Origin of the sequence: Cupriavidus sp. AU9028, assembly GCF_019795295.1 — a bacterium.
Taxonomy (GTDB): domain Bacteria; phylum Pseudomonadota; class Gammaproteobacteria; order Burkholderiales; family Burkholderiaceae; genus Cupriavidus.
In genome coordinates this window covers 1-15,680 of the sequence record NZ_JAIMCG010000016.1, presented here as the reverse complement: position 1 = coordinate 15,680, position 15,680 = coordinate 1, and the positions used below count along the sequence as shown (strand labels likewise).

The 15,680-nt window shown below is 65.6% G+C and carries 11 protein-coding genes; 8 read left to right on the top strand and 3 right to left on the bottom strand.

Annotation, left to right across the window (positions count from 1 at the left end):
- The first annotated feature begins 2,137 nt into the window (after positions 1 to 2,137).
- Complete coding sequence (locus tag K6V06_RS16600; RefSeq protein ID WP_222245183.1) at positions 2,138 to 2,332, top strand: heavy-metal-associated domain-containing protein; 195 nt, start codon at positions 2,138 to 2,140, stop codon at positions 2,330 to 2,332.
- Between the two features lie 357 nt (positions 2,333 to 2,689).
- Here K6V06_RS16600 and fdx read toward each other — a convergent pair whose 3' ends face one another.
- The 3 genes from fdx to K6V06_RS16585 are packed head-to-tail and all read right to left on the bottom strand — an operon-like array spanning position 2,690 to position 6,030.
- Entirely contained in the window at positions 2,690 to 3,025 is a 336-nt protein-coding gene (gene fdx / locus K6V06_RS16595) for an ISC system 2Fe-2S type ferredoxin (RefSeq protein ID WP_222245181.1), read from the bottom strand.
- 15 nt (positions 3,026 to 3,040) lie between these two features.
- Complete coding sequence (gene cueR / locus K6V06_RS16590; protein ID WP_222245179.1) at positions 3,041 to 3,523, bottom strand: Cu(I)-responsive transcriptional regulator; 483 nt, start codon at positions 3,521 to 3,523, stop codon at positions 3,041 to 3,043.
- A 14-nt stretch (positions 3,524 to 3,537) separates the two neighbouring features.
- Positions 3,538 to 6,030 (bottom strand): heavy metal translocating P-type ATPase, encoded by a 2,493-nt coding sequence (locus tag K6V06_RS16585; RefSeq protein ID WP_222245177.1) that lies wholly within the window; start codon positions 6,028 to 6,030, stop codon positions 3,538 to 3,540.
- Positions 6,031 to 6,264: 234 nt separating this feature from the next.
- Here K6V06_RS16585 and K6V06_RS16580 point away from each other — a divergent pair, with 234 nt between their 5' ends.
- The 7 genes from K6V06_RS16580 to K6V06_RS16550 all read left to right on the top strand — a co-directional run bounded on the left by K6V06_RS16580 (position 6,265) and on the right by K6V06_RS16550 (position 15,269).
- Positions 6,265 to 6,618 (top strand): metalloregulator ArsR/SmtB family transcription factor, encoded by a 354-nt coding sequence (locus tag K6V06_RS16580; RefSeq protein WP_222245175.1) that lies wholly within the window; start codon positions 6,265 to 6,267, stop codon positions 6,616 to 6,618.
- A 244-nt stretch (positions 6,619 to 6,862) separates the two neighbouring features.
- Positions 6,863 to 7,894: a cation diffusion facilitator family transporter gene (locus K6V06_RS16575; protein ID WP_222245173.1), complete on the top strand. Its 1,032-nt coding sequence runs from the start codon at positions 6,863 to 6,865 to the stop codon at positions 7,892 to 7,894.
- 370 nt (positions 7,895 to 8,264) lie between these two features.
- Positions 8,265 to 9,572 carry an efflux RND transporter periplasmic adaptor subunit gene (locus K6V06_RS16570; protein ID WP_222245171.1) on the top strand — a complete coding sequence of 436 codons (1,308 nt, stop codon included), beginning with the start codon at positions 8,265 to 8,267 and terminating at the stop codon, positions 9,570 to 9,572.
- Positions 9,569 to 12,745: an efflux RND transporter permease subunit gene (locus K6V06_RS16565; protein ID WP_222245169.1), complete on the top strand. Its 3,177-nt coding sequence runs from the start codon at positions 9,569 to 9,571 to the stop codon at positions 12,743 to 12,745. The genes K6V06_RS16570 and K6V06_RS16565 overlap by 4 nt, the downstream gene beginning before the upstream one ends.
- A 20-nt stretch (positions 12,746 to 12,765) precedes the next feature.
- Positions 12,766 to 14,373 carry an efflux transporter outer membrane subunit gene (locus K6V06_RS16560; protein ID WP_222245167.1) on the top strand — a complete coding sequence of 536 codons (1,608 nt, stop codon included), beginning with the start codon at positions 12,766 to 12,768 and terminating at the stop codon, positions 14,371 to 14,373.
- Positions 14,360 to 15,019 carry a DUF305 domain-containing protein gene (locus K6V06_RS16555; protein ID WP_255581903.1) on the top strand — a complete coding sequence of 220 codons (660 nt, stop codon included), beginning with the start codon at positions 14,360 to 14,362 and terminating at the stop codon, positions 15,017 to 15,019. Before K6V06_RS16560 ends, K6V06_RS16555 begins: the two co-directional genes overlap by 14 nt.
- Positions 15,020 to 15,029: 10 nt before the next feature.
- Positions 15,030 to 15,269, top strand: a complete 240-nt coding sequence (locus K6V06_RS16550) for a glutaredoxin family protein (protein WP_222245165.1) — start codon at positions 15,030 to 15,032, stop codon at positions 15,267 to 15,269.
- The last annotated feature ends 411 nt before the right edge of the window (positions 15,270 to 15,680 follow it).

Below are 15,680 nucleotides of genomic sequence, written 5' to 3'. Positions count from 1 at the left end.
ACGGCGGATCGTGGTGCTCCCGCGTGCATATTGGGCAGCCGAACGGTCAGCGCAGGGACGCGGCGTCGTCGTGCAGGAACGCTCCGGCTGTCCCTCGGTGAGGGGTCTGGTCGAGGTGGCGACCATCGGCATGGGGCCCGATCATCGAGGTCGCAAATCCCTTGGCGAGCGGGACGGGCCCTGCCCGGCCACGGTGCGGGCTCATCCCGCTCGCATCGTCAGTGCAGTCCGCGTGTTGGCCACTGCGGCAGTGCGGGTGCACCGACGATGATCTCGCGACGACCCCATGGCCTTGGCGCGCCGGCAACGAACGGGCAGGGCGGCCGCGCCGGGCGGTCATGGGACACTACGGCCTCACACTGGGAGGGACCGGATGCGCTTCGCCTGCTTTGCATACTGCCCACAGCAACATCGAGGTTTTCCACGCGCGCAGCAACTGGCTCTGCCGCTGACAGCGTTGCACCACCAAATTCGGGCCGATTTGCTGCTCGCCGCCGAGCGGTCCGGCGGACTGACGCCTGCCATTGCGTGCCAGACGCGTGACGCCGTGCAGGAGCTGGCGCGCGGCGCGGATGCCGTGCTGCTGACTCGCTTGACACTGGGCCCTTGCTTCGCCCCAAAGTCGACCCGCACTGGGGTCCCCACGCTTCGGGTCATGCGGCGCTGGCGGACGAGGCCACGCGAGGCGGTAGCAGCGTGATTGCCCTGTGTGCCGTCGAGACTATTGTGCGCCCAACCACGCAGCTGTTCGCCGACGCGGTGAATCGGTCTTGGGCGCAGATCTAGGTCCGACTGGTGCCGGGTGCCTGGGCCCGCTTCCGCGCGAGCGACCACGACGGCGATCTGTCGACCATCGCGGCGCCGCGGACGAGGCCTATGCATCGGGCGCCTCCGTCGTGGCCCTGGCGCAAGCGTCCATGGCCGGCGCCCGCGACCGGGTCACGTCCGCGCGACAGCCACTGGACAGCCCGTCGACGGGGCTGGGGCCTCCGCCATCCGGATAATCGGGGCGGAAAAGACGTCATCTGGGACGCGCGTCTGCCTCCGGCCCGCGCCGCTGTCTTGACGCCGGCGGAGATCCGAACTCGTCTGCGAAGCAGGGACAACGGGGCGGCGCGGCCGAAGCCACCTCGCGCCGTGACGCCCTGACACTACGGCCGTGCGCAGCTGCGCCGTGCGAAGGTCAGCCTCAGGAGGCCAGGTAGCCAGCCGTGTTCGCCCACCGCCATGGTTGACTGGGCGACGAACTGACGCGTGCGAGAAAAGGGCGCTCGATCGAGCGCCCGCAGAATAGGAAGTCGGGGGTCCGCCCACCGTTACAGGCAGCTGCCGACGCCGGTCCCGACTTTTCGCTTCCTGTATAAATGCATTCACCTCCTTGCGTCAATGGCCAGCGCAAGGATGAAAAGAAGTGGGGGTGCGCGCTTTGCGATGGCGAGGCGCCTCAGCATCCGCGCGCGCGGCGTTCCCGCCGGAAGTACGAGCCAGCCCTCTTGGAGGGCAGCGAAGCTCTGGCGAGACTGGAGGCTTGCACCATGCGGAGGTAGGAGCAGCGCATTTTCTCGATGCTAGATAGTCATGACAAAGTCCGAGCTGCACAACTTCCTGACTTCAAGTTTCGAACTGATGGTGGATCCGCTCGAGCATGGCAGTGGTACAACGTACTTTCTTCAAGCAGGTGACTGGCGTCCGGCCAGCACCACTCGGGTTGTGAGAGTCGAATACAGTCAGGAGACGGTAAGGCAGATCCGGCTCTGCGTTTCGTCCGACACTAACAATAGTGTGTTTGCCGCCCCGCCATGGCGCCTGCCGGAGTTGTCCGAACTTGTCGGCGACGAGGTCCGGCGACTCAGTGAGCACGGGTAAGGTCCGCGCCTGCCCGCGCCGGATTGCCGACCAGTTCGATCCATGCCGGGATACGGTTCCCGAAGTGTTGCCCTTAATGAGACGTTTCCGACTGGCCGCAGGCAGTCAACGGCGCTACCAGCAAGTTCGGGTTTTCCGGACCGTGTGAAAACGCCACCGTCCGACCGCGACTAGCATTTGGCCAATGGCTGTGGTGGGGACGCAGGTAGCGCTTGACCTTCCAACCCTGGCAAGGACCAAGCTTCAAGCATCCACCCGGACGGAGTTTTCCATGCAATTTCATCTCGAGAACATGACCTGCGGCGGCTGCGCTCGCACCGTTACCAAGACAATCCAGTCGATCGACCCGACCGCCACGATAGTCACAGACCCGCCGACCCGGCGCGTTGAGGTGCAGACTGCGGTCTCGGAAAAGCAGATCGCCGCGGCCCTGAGCGCGGCTGGCTTCCCGCCGAGAGCCCAGTAACGCCGAAGCGCGGTTGGCCTGCACTAGGTTGCCCGCGATGCGAGCACCAGCGCTGCGCCGTACCTGGCGCGGCGCTCAGTGCATTTCAAGTAGCCGATTCACCTCCACAGGGCCATCGCCCCATCATATGGTTGCCGGTCCAAACACGAAGGCCGGCGGCATATTGCCGTTCCCGCCCACGCAGGCCCACCTGGGCTCCCTGTCATCGACATAGACCACCTCGAGGACCGACGCGTCGCGACGGTGCCGATGAAGAGTGCCCGGGGAATCGACACTTGGGTCGCCGCAACGAAGTCCTCCCCCCTGCCAGAACGACCCAGTCGCAGAACGGCGAGCCTGGCGGCCCGCCATGCCCTATTAGTTCTCCCTGGCGTGGTTGACCGTGTACTTCGGAATCTCGATGGTCAGGTCCTCGTTCGCCACGATAGCCTGGCAACTCAGGCGCGAACGCGGCTCCAGCCCCCAGGCCCGGTCAAGCAAATCGTCCTCGCACTCCTCGACCTCGTTGAGGGAGTCGAACCCCTTCCGTACGATGCAGTGGCAGGTCGTGCATGCGCAGCTCATGTCGCAGGCATGCTCGATTTCGATGCCGTTGTCCAGCAGCGCCTCGCAGATCGAGGTGCCGGCCGGCACGTTCAGCTCGGCGCCCTCGGGCGCCAGTTCAGGATGGGGCAAGACGGTGATTTTTGGCATATCTCTATTGACGGCTCAGTACGTATGCGGCTTTTTTTTCAACGATCCGTTGGCACGCGTGCGGCGGCGCACGGCACCGGTGCGTGCTTCGGGCGGATCATCGCTGGTATCAGGCTGCTCCAGCGTGAGCAGGATCGGGCAGTCGGGCCGTTCATCGCCCACGCAGCATCGGATCAGCGCCTTGAGCGTCTCGGCCATCGCCAGCATGCTGGCGATGCGCCGGTCCAACTCGGCGATGTGCTGCTGGGCCAGGCGCTTGACGTCGGCACTTTGGCGCGATTTGTCGTTCCACAGCCCAAGCAGGTCCGTTATCTCGGCGACGGAAAATCCGAGGTCGCGTGCGCGCCGGATAAAGTGCAGCCGGTGTACGTCCTCCTTGGCGTAGGCGCGGTAGCCGGAATCGGTTCGATTGGCCGTGGGGATCAGACCGATCTGCTCGTAGTAGCGGATCATCTTGGCCGACACCTTCGAAGCCTTGGATGCTTCACCGATGTTCATGACGTTCTCCCTTCTCAACGAGCGGTATCCCCCGCCAACGGCGGCTGGAAGCGGCGCAAGCGCAGCGCGTTTGCGAGCACGAACACGCTCGAAAGCGCCATCGCGCCGGCCGCGAAGACCGGCGAAAGCAAGACCCCGTGCGCGGGGTACAGCACTCCCGCGGCCACCGGGATCAGCGCAGTGTTGTAGCCGAAGGCCCAGAAAAGGTTCTGGCGGATGTTGCCGATGGTGGCGTTGGACAGCGCGATTGCGTTGGACACGCCCTGCAGGCTGCCCGACATCAGAACCACGTCGGCTGATTCCACCGCCACATCGGTGCCGGTGCCTATCGCTAGGCCAACGTCGGCCTCGGCCAGCGCAGGCGCGTCGTTGATACCGTCGCCTACGTAAGCGATCTGGCCGTGGCTGGCCTTCAGCCGGCGCACGGCTTCGACCTTGCCCTCGGGCAGCACTTCGGCCACAACCTCGTCGATGCCCAGTTGCTTGGCGATGGCCCGCGCGGTACGTGCGTTGTCGCCGGTGATCATGGCCACCTTCAGGCCAAGCTGGTGCAGGGCTGCAATGGCAGCCGGAGTGCTGGCCTTGATCGGGTCGGCCACCGCGATGATGGCGGCGAGGCGGCCGTCGATGGCGGCATAGAGCGGTGATTTGCCCTCGTTGCCCAGGCGCTCGGCCGTGCGAGCGAAGCCGCCAACGTCCAGACCCAGTTCACGCATAAAGCGATCGGCACCGACCTCGACGCGGGAATCGCCCACAGTGGCACGCACCCCCATGCCCGTGACCGAGTCGAAGTCCGTCATGGTCGGCACCGCGATGCCACCTTCCACGGCCGATTCGACGATGGCGCGCGCAATCGGATGCTCCGAGCGCGATTCGACAGCGGCAACCTTCGCGACCACCTGGTTGCGGTCAAAGCCCTCGGCAATCTCGAGGTCGGTCAGGACCGGGCGGCCTTCGGTCAGCGTGCCGGTCTTGTCGACGGCCACGACCTTGGCGTCCCTGAGCAGTTGCAGCGCTTCACCCTTGCGGAACAGCACGCCCATCTCGGCGCCCCGGCCCGTGCCGACCATGATGGAGGTGGGCGTGGCCAGGCCCATGGCGCACGGGCAGGCAATGATCAGCACCGCCACGGCATTGACCAGCGCGAAGGACAGCGCGGGCGACGGGCCGAACACCAGCCAAACCAGGAAGGTCAGCACGGCGGCCAGCATGACGGCCGGCACGAACCACAACGTCACCTTGTCCACCACGGCCTGGATCGGCAGCTTGGAGCCCTGGGCTTGCTCCACCAGGCGGACGATCTGCGCAAGCATGGTGCGGCCGCCCACAGCGGTGGTGCGCAGCGTCAGCGCGCCCTTCTGATTGACGGTGCCGCCCACCACGGTGTTGCCTTCCGCCTTCTCGACGGGAATCGGCTCGCCGGTGATCATCGACTCGTCCACGAAGCTCCGGCCCTCTATCACATCACCATCGACCGGAACGCGCTCTCCAGGGCGTACTTCCACGATGTCGCCCAGGGCCAAGTCCTTGATCGGAATGTCCACGACACGGCCGTCGCGCAGCACGCGAGCCTCCTTGGGCTGCAGGCCAACCAGGCGCTTGATGGCCTCGGAGCTGCGGCCCTTGGCGTGCGCTTCCAGGTAGCGTCCCAGCAGGATCAGCGCCACGATGACCGCGGCCGCCTCGTAGTACACGTTCACCGTGCCGGCCGGCAGCAGGCCCGGCGCGAATGTGGCGACCATCGAATAGCCGAAGGCGGCGGCCGTGCCGACCGCAACCAGCGAGTTCATGTCGGGACCCAGGCGCAACAACGCCGGGAGACCCTTCGCGTAAAAGCGCCGCCCTGGGATGGCCAGCACCAGCAGGGTTAGCACGAACTGCAAGTACCAGCTCTGCTGGATGCCGATGGTGGCTGCAACCCATTCGTGCATGCCGGGGATCATGTGCCCGCCCATTTCGAGTACGAACACCGGCAGCGCGAGCACGGCGGCCGAGGTCAGGTCGCGCTTGAGTTCGGCGCGCTCGGCGTCCTTCTTCTCGGCGGCTTCCTCGTCGGTCTGCGCGCCGGTGTCGACGGGACCGGCTTCGTAGCCGACCTTCTTGATGGCAGCGATCAGGTCTGCCACAGCGGCCACGCCGCGCACGGTGGCGCGCTCGGTCGCCAGGTTCACCGTGGCCTCAGTGACACCGGGCACGGCCTGGAGCGCCTTCTCGACCCGGCCCACGCAGGACGCGCAGGTCATGCCCTCGACCGTCAGCTCGACGGTCCCGGCCGGCACGTCGTAGCCGACCTTCTCGATCGCCTGGATCAGCGCCATCCGATCGACAGGGCTAGCCAGGCGGAGGTCCGCCCGCTCTGTTGCCAGGTTGACCGACACGCTGCCCACGCCCGGCACCTTGGCCAGCGCGGCCTCGACTCGACCGACGCAACTCGCGCAAGTCATGCCCTCGATGGGCAGGCTGATCGCTGCTGAGCTAGCAGCATCATTCGTGATTGGCATGCTCATGGTGAGCTCCTTTTGGGCCGTGTTCGACATATCGGGAGGCTAGGGTTTACGATCATGGGAAGGTCAAGCGTCTTTTGGTGCTGCCGGATTCCGAAACTCCCACTTCCCTTCGGACCGGCGGCCTTGGCTGCCCGGCTTTTCCCTGGTCGTTCGCTGAGCGTGCGATTAAGCTGCCGCAGCCTCGTTGATCCTGAAGCGTATGAACAGCCGTTCGAGGATAGGAATTCTCAAGAAATGACTTCACGCAAACCGGCCAGCGCACCGCACGGTCCAACCGCCGACCTGGCATCCCTGTCGCACAACGATGTGACCATCCTCGCCGAGACCTTCCGCCTTCTGGGGGACCCGTCTCGGCTGAGAATCATGCTGTGCTGCATGAAGGGCTCCTCCTCGGTAGGCGACATCGCGGAGACCCTCGAACTGTCGCAGTCCCTGGTGAGCCACCATCTGCGGCTGCTGCGTGGAGCGCGCCTCGTCAAGGGCGTGCGCCAGGCCAAGCAGATCTTCTACGAGGTGGCCGACAAGCACGTGAGCCAAGTGCTGCTGGACATGACCACTCACATCGGAGAAGACCACAGCGACGAGTAGTCCAGCAACGAAGTTGCAGGGCGGGGCGCTTGCTCGAGCCCAGCCGGCATCGAGCCCATCACTACGTCAGTACGGGCGGGGGAGGGAGGTGTCCAGCCCTCGGGCAGGCGCACTTTCCGAACCACGCTCTCTTTTCGCGTGCAACGCATCAGCCTCGGTCGGTGCAGGTAGCTGCATTCACATGAATACATATTCATTTGTTATATTGACGCCTGCAGTCCATTACCAACTGTCCGAGGCCGCCATGCTCCGATCCCATTCACACGATCATCACCATGATCACGACCACACCCCCACAGTGACGAGCGCCAACGAGCGCAAGCTCCTGCTGGCCTTCTTCCTGATTTTCGGCTTCATGGTCCTGGAGGCCGTTGGCGGCGTGATGTCGGGCTCGCTGGCCCTGCTGGCCGACGCTGGCCACATGCTGACCGACGCGGCAGCGCTGGCGCTGGCTTATGCCGCCTTCCGGTTCGGCCGTCGCGCCGCAGACAGCAAGCGTACCTTCGGCTACCTGCGCTTCGAGGTCATCGCGGGGTTCCTCAACGCCGTGACGCTGTTTGCGATCGTCGCCTGGATCGGCTATGAAGCGTGGGAGCGGTTGCAGGCGCCGTCCGGCATTCTGGCCGGCCCGATGATGATTGTCGCGGTGCTCGGCTTGCTGGTAAACGTGCTCGTGCTGTGGATCATGACCCGTGGCGAGACCGATCATGTCAATGTGAACGGCGCCATCCTGCACGTCATGGGCGACCTGCTGGGCTCGGTGGGGGCCATCGTCGCCGCGGTTGTCATCTACCTGACCGGCTGGACGCCCATCGATCCCATCCTGTCGGTTCTGGTGGCTGCACTGATCCTGCGCAGCGCGTGGAAGCTGCTCGCCAAGTCGATTCACATTTTGCTCGAAGGCGCACCCGCGGATGCTTCGCCCGAGAAGGTAGCCCAGGGTCTGATGGGAGCCGTGCCGGGCCTGGCGGCCGTCAGCCATGTTCACGTGTGGCAGCTCACGTCCGGCCGCACGATGGCCACTCTCCATGTACGTCCCCACTCGGACGAGGAAGCGCGGGGCGTGGTCAAGCGCGTCGAAGCCGTGCTGCAAGAGCGGTTCAGCATCGAACACGCCACGGTCGGCATCGACTGGAACGCGGATGCCGACGAGAACGCCTGCAGCCTGCAACCCACGGTGGAACGCCACGACCACCGAGGTCTCAAGCATGGGGGCGGGCATGACCACCGTGCCGACCATGGCCACGATCATTCCGCCCCCGGCCATAAGCATTGAGGCCTTGCAAGCCGGCTCGCCGTCCACTTGAGGGTTAAATCCAGACGTTCCAGAAAAGCCCTCCAGCGTCGGCAGCAGTGCTGTGCGACCAGCGGCCCACGGTGCCGGGCATCAAGGGCCGATGGATCGCCGTGCGGCCCGACACCGGCGCCATCCCCGTTCGCGCTTGAAGCGCTGCGCCTCAAGCGCCGGGGCCGAGGCCGACCACGGCGAGGGCGCCGAGTACCCCATCTCCTTCTCCATGCAGTCCGCCGATAAGGCAGCCAGAAGGGCTTGACCTTGCCGTCGTTGTAACACCTAGCCTGCACACAAATTTCTGCAGAGCGCTTCGGAAGGGCCGAAGCCCTGCATTCAGAAAGAGGGCAGGTCCATGCGAAGGAAAATCAGAATTGTTGTGATGGCGGGCGCCATCGCAGCAATCGGCGGGATAGCGATCGCAGCCCGCGACGCCAGGGACGAGGACGATGCTGCCGCGCCGCCAGCGAGCACGCCGGCGCCGCCGCAGGTGCCAGTGGCTGAGGTTGTCACGCGCACGGTCGCGCCATCGGCCGAGTACACCGGCTTCCTGGCGGCGCCGAAAACCGTCGAGCTACGCTCGCGTGTCGGCGGTGCGGTCGATGCCGTGAGCGTCCCCGAGGGCAGCCTGGTGCGCAAGGGCCAATTGCTGTTCCAGATCGATTCCAGGCCGTTCCAGGTGATGCTCGATACGGCCACGGCGCAACTGCGGCAGGCAGAGGTGCTCGCCAGCCAGGCGCAGGCCGACTTTGATCGCGCCGAGCGCCTGATCGCCACCGGCGCCGTCTCACGCAAATCCTACGACGATGCCGTATCCGCGCGCAGCGCGCGCCAGGCGCAGGTGCAGGCGGCCAAGGCCGCTGTGGCTGCGGCTCGGCTGGACCTTTCCTTCACCCGCGTCACGGCGCCGATCGGCGGGCGTGTTGACCGCGTGCTGGTGACGGAGGGGAACCTGGTCAGCGGCAGCGGTGCCGGTGGGGCCACGCTGCTGACCAGGATCGTGTCCATCGATCCCCTGCACGTGTACTTCGACATTGACGAAGCCACCTACCTGAACATCTTGAGCCGCGCGCGACCGGGCGCGGATGGCGACAACAAGGCCCCGTTGCCCGTGCAGGTTGGACTGACCACGGACAAGGATTTTCCTCACAAGGGCGTGCTCGATTTCGTGGGGAACACCATCGACCGAACCACCGGCACGATTCGCGCTCGAGCCGTCGTGCCGAACCCGGATGGTCGCATGGCACCCGGCCTGTTCGCCCGGGCCAGGCTGTCCACCGGCGCGCCGCGCCAGGCCGTCCTCATCGACGATCAGGCCGTGGGAACGGACCAAGGGCGCAACTATGTGCTCGTGGTAGACGAGAACAGCCACGCCCAGTACCGTCCCATCGAGCTGGGCCCTTTGGTGGACGGGCTGCGCGTCGTCAACCGCGGCTTGCAGGCCGGCGAGAAGGTTGTCCTCAAGGGGCTCGTACGCCCCGGCATGGCGGTCAGCCCACGCATGGTACCCATGCAGGCGCCCGCAGCACTGGACGCCGGCGCCGCCAACGCGCCGAAGGCTGCAGCGAGTGCCTCCGCTGCGCCTGTGGCACCTGCCAAGGCAGAGGGCGCGAGGAGGGCCAAGGCTGACGGCACGGCCGGCTCGGTGGAGGCCCGCACATGAACTTCCCCCGCTTCTTCATCAACCGGCCGATCTTCGCCATCGTCTTGTCGATGCTGATGCTGATCGCGGGTGCGATCAGCTACTTCCAACTTCCGCTGAGCGAATACCCCCAGGTTACGCCGCCCACGGTGCAGGTCACCGCCAGTTATCCCGGCGCCAACCCACAGGTCATCGCCGACACCGTGGCATCGCCGCTGGAGCAAGCGATCAATGGCGTGGAAGGCATGATGTACATGCAATCCCAGATGTCCACGGACGGATCGATGGTGCTGACCATCTCTTTCGAGCAGCACATCGACGCTGACATCGCGCAAATCCAGGTACAGAACCGGGTCTCACGTGCATTGCCGCGCCTGCCCCCAGAGGTTCAGCGCGTCGGTGTTGTCACCGAGAAAACGTCGCCGGACATTCTCATGGTGGTGCATTTGGCCTCACCGGAAGGCCGATATGACCCCCTGTATCTCTCGAATTATGCCACGTTGCATGTGAAGGACATTCTCGCGCGTATACCGGGCGTCGGCGATGTCCGGGTCTGGGGGGCAGGGGAGTATTCGATGCGGGTCTGGCTTGATCCCGCCAGAGTCGCCGCGCTCGGCTTGGCTGCGAGCGATGTGGTCGCGGCCATCCGTGAGCAGAACGTACAGGTTGCCGCCGGCTCGGTGGGCCAACAGCCGGATACCTCGGCTGCATTCCAGGTCACAGTCAATGCCCTGGGACGCCTGTCGAGCGTGGAGCAATTCGGCGACATCGTCGTGAAGGCAGGCACCGACGGCCAGGTCACTCGCTTGCGCGATGTTGCGCGCATCGCCATGGGCGCCGATTCATACACCCTGCGCAGCCTGCTCAACGGCGAGCCGGCGGTGGCAATGCAGATCATCCAGAGCCCAGGCGCCAACGCGCTGGATGTTTCGGCTGCCGTCCAGGCGACGATGAAGGCGCTGCAGAAAGAATTTCCTCAAGACATCGAATACCGGATCGCTTATGACCCCACGGTCTTCGTGCGAGCCTCACTCGAATCCGTCGCGGTGACGCTGCTCGAGGCCATCGTCCTCGTGGTGATCGTGGTGGTTCTGTTCCTGCAGACCTGGCGCGCGTCAATCATCCCCCTCATCGCCGTGCCGGTCTCGCTGGTTGGCACTTTCGTGGTAATGCACATGTTCGGCTTCTCGCTGAACACACTGTCGCTGTTCGGACTCGTGCTATCCATCGGCATCGTGGTGGACGATGCGATCGTGGTGGTGGAAAACGTCGAGCGTCACATGGCGCTGGGTGAATCCCCCAGTGATGCGGCACGCAAGGCCATGGACGAGGTGACCGGCCCCATCCTGGCCATCACCTCGGTACTGGCAGCGGTCTTCGTCCCTTCGGCGTTCCTGTCAGGGCTGCAAGGCGAATTCTATCGCCAGTTCGCGCTGACCATCGCGTTCTCGACAATCCTGTCGGCGATCAACTCGCTCACGCTCTCGCCCGCGCTGGCCGCCATCCTGCTCAAACCGCACCATGGCGCGGCCAGGCCTGATCGCGTCACGCGCATCATCGACGGCGTGTTTGGCGGTTTCTTTCGCCGCTTCAACCGCTTCTTCGACAGCGCCTCGAATGCCTACGTCGGGGGCGTGCGCCGCGCGGTGAGGGGCAGCGCCATCGTGGTGCTGCTCTACGTCGGCTTCCTCGGGCTGACCTGGCTGGGCTTCCACAAGGTGCCGGCGGGCTTCGTGCCTGCCCAGGACAAGTACTACCTCGTCGGCATCGCGCAGCTTCCGACCGGCGCCTCGCTGGACCGCACCGAGGCGGTCGTCAAGGAGATGACCAGGATCGCGCTGGCCGAGCCTGGCGTCGAAAGCGTGGTGGCCTTTCCCGGCCTATCCGTCAATGGCCCGGTGAACCAGCCGAACACCGCCCTGATGTTCGCCATGCTCAAGCCCTTCGATGAACGAAAGGACCCCTCGCTGTCGGCCTTTGCTATCCAGGGCAAGCTCATGGGCAAGTTCAGCCAGATCCCGGACGGTTTCGTCGCCATCTTCCCGCCCCCACCGGTGCCCGGCCTAGGTTCGATGGGCGGCTTCAAGCTGCAGATCGAGGACCGCGCCGGCCTGGGTCCCGAGGCGCTTGCGCAGGCCCAAAGCGAGATCATGGCCAAGGCCATGCAGGCGCCCGAGTTGGCGAACATGCTGGCGAGCTTCCAGACGAACGCGCCGCAGTTGCGTGTGGACATCGACCGCGTAAAGGCCAAGTCGCAGGGCGTGGCGCTGACCGAGGTGTTCGACACCCTGCAGGTCAACCTCGGCTCGCTCTACGTCAACGACTTCAACCGCTTCGGGCGTACCTACCGGGTCATGGCCCAGGCCGATGCGCAGTTCCGCATGCAGGCCGAGGACATTGGCATGCTCAAGGTGCGCAACGCGGCGGGCGAGATGATTCCCCTCAGCGCGATCGCGACCATCGAGCGCAGCTCCGGTCCCGACCGAGTGATGCACTACAACGGCTTCGCCTCGGCCGACATCAGCGGCGGGCCGGCACCGGGATACTCTTCCGGCCAGGCCACTGCCGCGATCGAGAAGATCGTGAGCGAGTCGCTGCCGGACGGCATGACCTATGAATGGACGGACCTGACCTTCCAGGAGAAGCGCGTCGGCAACACCGCGATCTACATCTTCGCGTTGGCGGTGCTGTTGGCCTTCCTGTTCTTGGCGGCCCAGTACAACAGCTGGTCGCTGCCGTTCGCGGTGCTGCTGATCGCGCCCATGGCGCTGCTCTCGGCGATCGCCGGCGTCTGGCTCTCGGGGGGCGACAACAACATTTTCACGCAGATCGGCTTCGTGGTGCTGGTCGGCCTTGCCGCAAAGAACGCCATCCTGATCGTGGAGTTCGCCCGCGCCAAGGAGAGCGAAGGTCTCGCTCCGCTGGCCGCCGTGCTTGAAGCCGCGCGATTGCGGCTGCGCCCGATCCTGATGACTTCGTTGGCCTTCATCGCCGGCGTGGTGCCGCTGGTGCTGGCCAGCGGCGCAGGCGCCGAGATGCGCCACGCCATGGGCAGCGCGGTGTTTGCCGGCATGCTAGGCGTAACGGCATTCGGCCTAGTGCTCACGCCGGTGTTCTACGTCGTGGTGCGCAAACTCGCACTACGCCGCGAAGCGCGGCAGGCCAGCGCCGGCATGACCGATCAGCGCGCATGATGGCCAGGAGGACACACGATATGAAGACGCCTTTCGCACTCTCCCGATCCATCAGGACGCTCGCGCCGCTCGCCCTCGCGGCGGCGCTGGCCGGCTGCTCCATGGCACCGAAGTACGACCGGCCCGCGGCTCCGATCGACACGGCCTATCCCTCCGGCGGGGCCTATGTTCAGCAGGCGCCCGGGACGCCCGACGCCGGGATCACGGCCGACATCGGCTGGCGTGAGTTCTTCCGCGACCCGCTACTGCAGCAGTTGATCGGCATCTCGCTGGAGAACAACCGGGACATGCGCAAAGCCGCGCTTAACGTCGAGGCGGCGCGTGCGCTGTACCGCATTCAGCGCGCCGAGATGCTGCCGAACCTGGGTGTTTCCGCCAGCGGCGTGAGCGAGCGCCTGCCGGCAGACCTCAGCACCACGGGGAACGGCGCCGTGCTCCGGCGCTACGACGTGGCCGGGGTGACTGCCGCTTGGGAACTGGACCTGTGGGGCCGTGTCCGCAGCCTCAGTGACCGGGCCTTGGCGTCCTACCTGGCCCTCGATGAGACCCGCATCGCAACGCAGATGAGCCTCGTGTCCGAGGTGGCCAATGCATACCTCACGCTGCGCGCCGACCAGGAACTGCTGCGCCTGACGCACGACACCCTCGCCACGCAGAAGCGCTCCTACGACCTGACCAACCAGCTGGTCGAAGCGGGCAACTCCACGCAGCTCGACCTTCGCCGCGCGGAGACCGCGCTGCGCACCGCCGAGGCCAATCACGCCGCCTACACGCGGCAGGCAGCAAAAGACGGCAATGCACTCGTGCTGCTGCTGGGCAAGCCGCTGACGCCGGAGCTGTCGCGGCAGCTTGACGAGGCGGTGTCCCTGCCCGCCGACCTTGTGCCGGCCGACCTGCCGAGCGGCCTGCCGTCGGAGCTGCTCACGCGCCGGCCGGACATCCGCGCGGCCGAGCAGATGCTGATCGGCGCCAACGCCAACATTGGCGCGGCGCGGGCTGCGTTCTTCCCTACGATCACCCTCACGGGTTCCGCCGGCACGGCCAGTGCCTCGCTCGACGGCCTGTTCGATCCGGGCTCGCGGGCCTGGAGCTTCCTGCCGCAGATCACGTTGCCCATCTTCCGCGGCGGTGCGTTGCTTGCCAACCTGGACGTGTCGCAGGTGCAAAAGCGCATTGAGATCGCCAACTACGAGAAGGCCATTCAGGCGGCGTTCGCCGAGGTGGCCGATGGGCTGGCAGGCAAGCGCACGCTCGATGATCAGATCCGATCCGAGGAACTTTTGGTGGCAGCCAGCCAGAAAGCCTACGAGCTGGCCGAGCAGCGCTTCCAGGAAGGCGTGGACGACAATCTCACGCTGCTCGACGCGCAGCGCACGCTGTACGGCACGCAGCAAACGCTGGTGCGCACACGCCTGACGCGGCTGAACAACCTCATCCACCTGTACAAGGCGCTGGGCGGCGGCTGGACTGAACGCACCATGCAGTCGGGCGCCACCGCACAGCAGCCGCCCAGGTTGCAGGTTGAACTCTCGCGCGCTTACAGCACGCCTCCGAGAAGCAGGAATCGCAAGCAATACCGTCAAGTCCTCAACCTAAATCAAGGAGCTTCTTTTCATGAAGAACGATAAACTCAGCTTGATGACCGTCCAGAAGAATAGGGCGCATTTGGGCACTGGCGCGCAGGGTGCTGCCAGCGGCAAGCATCACGGGCACGGGACGTCCTCCAGCGCCTCGGCCAATGACAGTCTGTCGACGATTGCGTATCGCGCCGTGAACGAGCAGATGCACGCCGGCATGGGGGCTCAGCTCACTGGCAACGCCGACCTCGATTTCATGCGCGGCATGGTCGCGCACCACCGGGGCGCGATCGACATGGCCAGGGTCGCGCTGCAGTACGGCAAGGACGCGGAGGTCCGCAAGGTCGCACAGGAGGTCGTCCTGGCGCAGGAAGGAGAAATCGCGATGATGAACAGGTGGCTCGGCGAACACGGCCAGCAGGCGGCGGCCGGCGTCCCGGACGATGCCTCGGCGGCCGCCTACCGAGCCGGCAATGAACGCATGCATGCAGACATGATGATCGACTTCAGCGGTGACGCCGATGTGGATTTCATGCGGGGCATGATCCCCCACCATCAGGGTGCGATCGACATGGCCAAGGTGGCGCTGCAATATGGCTGGGACCCGGAAGTCCGCAAGCTGGCCGAGGAGGTCATCTCCGCGCAGGAAGGTGAAATCGCCATGATGAAAAGCTGGCTGGCCGCTCGGGGCAAGTAAAGACACGACCATGGCTCAAGCCAGCACGCCGCATATCCTGATCTACAGCACTCCGACGTGCCCGGACTGCCGGGCGCTGAAAGAGTGGCTGTCTCAGCAGGGAATCGCGTTTGAAGACCGCAACCGGACCGATCCGAAGACTTCCGCGGAGGCCAAATCCCGAACCGGCGTTCGGGTAGTCCCGCGCTCGCCGCCTTGCTGCGGCCTGATCATCCGCCCACAAGGTGGTGCGGAACTTGTACCGCCTTGACAGGCTGGCCCGAGGCACGGCGAGTGAGGCGGCGGCCGCCTTCAGCGAGGCGCAGATGGCATGGCAGTGGTGGGAGTCGGGCGACTCGGCGAGCTCGACAGGTCGCATGCAGCGGCGTCGCGTGCTCCTCTCGCTCGCGGAGCATGCGCTCGCCTCGTCGGCGCCGATGGACACGAGCACGCGCCGGCCGACGCTGTCACTGCACTTATTGAAAGCAGCTCGCTCCGGGCGCTGAGCGCAGTGCGCGCTGAGCCGGCGCACCATGTCCTACGTGACTGGGCGCAGGGCTGTTTGCTGTACGAAGCGCCGGAGCACGTGTCGGCCTTGCCGTTGGAACGGCCGGCACCGGTGCACTATGTCCGCGGTGTCGAACTTGCTGCAACGTTGTCAGCCGAGCGCGAGAGCGACGCG